The following is a 2546-nucleotide window of genomic DNA, read 5'->3' as shown; positions in this document are numbered from 1 at the left end:
ACGGCCAAAAGGAAAACGGATGTTCTTCGATATGAATTTTACTGAATGGGTCCAAGTAATTACACAAATCGTTACTGCTGCAACTGCAGTAGTCATGGCTTTTTTGGGTTATAAAACATATCTACAGCCACCGGAACAATCATCTGAAAATGAACCGGATGAAGCCTTCAGTGATGACGCTGAAGAAAAGCTCAAAAGAATTCTTGTCTTTAAAACGTCCAAACAAAAGACTTGGCTTTCAGTTTCAAACCAAGGCTTAAGTTGTCATATTGATGATACTCGCCAAGGTAAAGGTGGGCCTCAGTGGACTCTTACAAGAACACAAGCGTCTGAAATATTAAACACCAATAACTATCATGTTAATCCTGGGTATAAGGTTAAAACAGGCACTTTTACTCTTGGCCCAAGAAGAAACTGGCTCTATTCTAAAGTTTTGTTTCCAGAGCCTGATTATCTGCATGGTGTACTTAAGCAGTTGCTGAGTAATACTAGCAGCTAACAAGGCCTTAAAGTCTATTTTGTTAGGATAGAAACCTAAAATGAGACCAATCACTTAACGCTGTGATAGTTTGTTCTGTAGGGGGGGCAACATAGATTAAACCAGCTATGACAATAATTGACGACACTGTAATTACTTTATTATCGAAGTCAGCTATTTTTAGAGCGGTTCCGAAAGAGCGTTTAATTGTGACATTACTTAAATCTACACTGTAAATTTCATCCAGCAATAAATGAATTAATCCTCCGAGTAAAATAAAACCACCCGTTAACCAGGCAAAGGTGGCTGCTTGTGCGGTTGATTGGTCATTCAGTTGCCATGTTACTTGAGTCGTTAATAACGCGCATATCAGTAAAAATAGTAAAGAGTGGCAACTCCCTCTATGTACTGTGATCCATTCAAAAAGTGGCCTAATAATATATTTCATCAATCCGTAAACCAATAAAGGCACAATGATTAATTCGATAAAACTAACTTTAACAATGAGTTCTGTGGTTATGTAATGCAGCACCAGTAATACGGCGCTAAGTGCAAATAAGTTAAAAATAGTATCGAGTGATGTGGAGTTATCTGAATCTATATCTGGTAATAAACCGCCAATTGAGCCTAAAAACCATAACCAAAGCGCGCCGTTTAAATCAATATGCCCAGCAGATAATAAGGTAGCTGAACCCAAACCAGTGATGATGACCGCAGTATTAAGATGAGTATTGAAGTTTGCCATTATAGCTCTTGATGGGAAAAAGTAGGGCATTTTAACAATTGAAAAGTTCATTGTTCAATGTACTTTAACGGTTGGGCTTCAAATATCTTTGTTATTATTTTGATTAATCGCGTTTTATTACATTCGGGCAATATTTAGCTTTATAAACATTTATTTGTAGTACTTAGTCAATCTTGCTAAGTTTATTTAAGTTTTTATCATTAATACTCCATACCCATTTTATAACCCCGTTAATTTAGTAGCTTATTTTACAGCGACAAAAAGTTGCTCTACCTTTGAAAATGATTAAACCACTAATTAAAAACACTAGAAATAAGGAAATACTATGAAACAGACAATATTGATATCGTTTATGTTTTTGCTAATTAGTTGTTCAAGTTTAGCGACCAATAGCAAAGAATTAAGTAAATCTAAGCAAACTGAAGAGTTTATTACTCTTGTCAGTCAGTCTAAAACCTATGACCTATCACATGTTTGGGATGAAAACTCCCCCATAGCTTCAGTTAACCCAAAATACTTAATGACGCTTAATGCAACTCATGCTGATACTCGCGGTACATTTGCTGATAACGGCCAACTCTCATTCACGTCAGAAATAATGCAATGGAGTGGTCATCATGGAGGTCCTACTATTGATGCTTTAGGTCATATTGGCCGAGACGGTTTATTGTATGGTGGAGTAAATGCTACGCAAGCGACCAATGATCGCCGGGGACTAGGACGCAGTGGGGTAGGGGGCGAGCTGGCAATCGATCATTACCCTGTTAGCTTGTTGAGTAACCGAACTGTATTGCTTGATGTGGCACGCTTTATTAACGGTGATAATACCCCGTTGGTAGCAGGTTTTGACATAACGGCTTCACATTTAAAAAGCACAGCAAAATCACAAGGGGTAAAAATTAAAAAGGGTGATACCGTTTTTATTAGAACTGGATGGGGGCAATATTTCAGTGATAACCCACAGCTATACATTGCTGATAATGCGGCAGGTGTTGGTGTAAGTGGTGCACAGTTTTTAATAAAGGCTGGTGCAAGTGTTGTGGGTAATGACACCCTAACATTTGAAAAGAGGCCCCCCATTGCTACAGAACCCTCATTTCAGGTTTTTCCAGTACATATGATGTTATTAGCAGATAACGGTATTTACATAATAGAAAACTTGTTCCTTGAGGAGCTAGCAAAAGAAAAAGTCTATGAGTTTATTGCCATTGTACCGCCACTTAAAATACGTGGTGGTACGGGCTCAGCATTACGAGTATTTGCGCTTGCAAGTAACTAATCATTCAATAAAAAGTGGGGAAATACTAATGGCTGTATCTATAT

General features: G+C 37.7%; 3 protein-coding genes. 2 read left to right on the top strand and 1 reads right to left on the bottom strand.

The window, feature by feature from the left end; all coding sequences use genetic code 11:
* Nucleotides 1-499 (top strand): hypothetical protein (locus tag J7338_RS20410; RefSeq protein ID WP_228733053.1); only part of this gene is annotated, 499 nt, incomplete at its 5' end.
* Between the two features lie 22 nt (nucleotides 500-521).
* On the opposite strand, the gene J7338_RS20405 is transcribed toward J7338_RS20410, so the two are convergent.
* Nucleotides 522-1223 carry a metal-dependent hydrolase gene (locus tag J7338_RS20405; protein WP_210798806.1) on the bottom strand — a complete coding sequence of 234 codons (702 nt, stop codon included), beginning with the start codon at nucleotides 1221-1223 and terminating at the stop codon, nucleotides 522-524.
* A gap of 325 nt (nucleotides 1224-1548) precedes the next feature.
* Between J7338_RS20405 and J7338_RS20400 the strand changes: the two genes are divergently transcribed.
* Nucleotides 1549-2502: a cyclase family protein gene (locus J7338_RS20400; protein ID WP_210798805.1), complete on the top strand. Its 954-nt coding sequence runs from the start codon at nucleotides 1549-1551 to the stop codon at nucleotides 2500-2502.
* Nucleotides 2503-2546: the final 44 nt, after the last annotated feature.

Origin of the sequence: Pseudoalteromonas ostreae, from assembly GCF_018069805.1 — a bacterium.
Lineage (GTDB): Bacteria > Pseudomonadota > Gammaproteobacteria > Enterobacterales > Alteromonadaceae > Pseudoalteromonas > Pseudoalteromonas ostreae.
The sequence above is the reverse complement of the archived record's forward strand: the minus strand, read 5'-3'. Positions and strand labels throughout refer to the sequence as shown.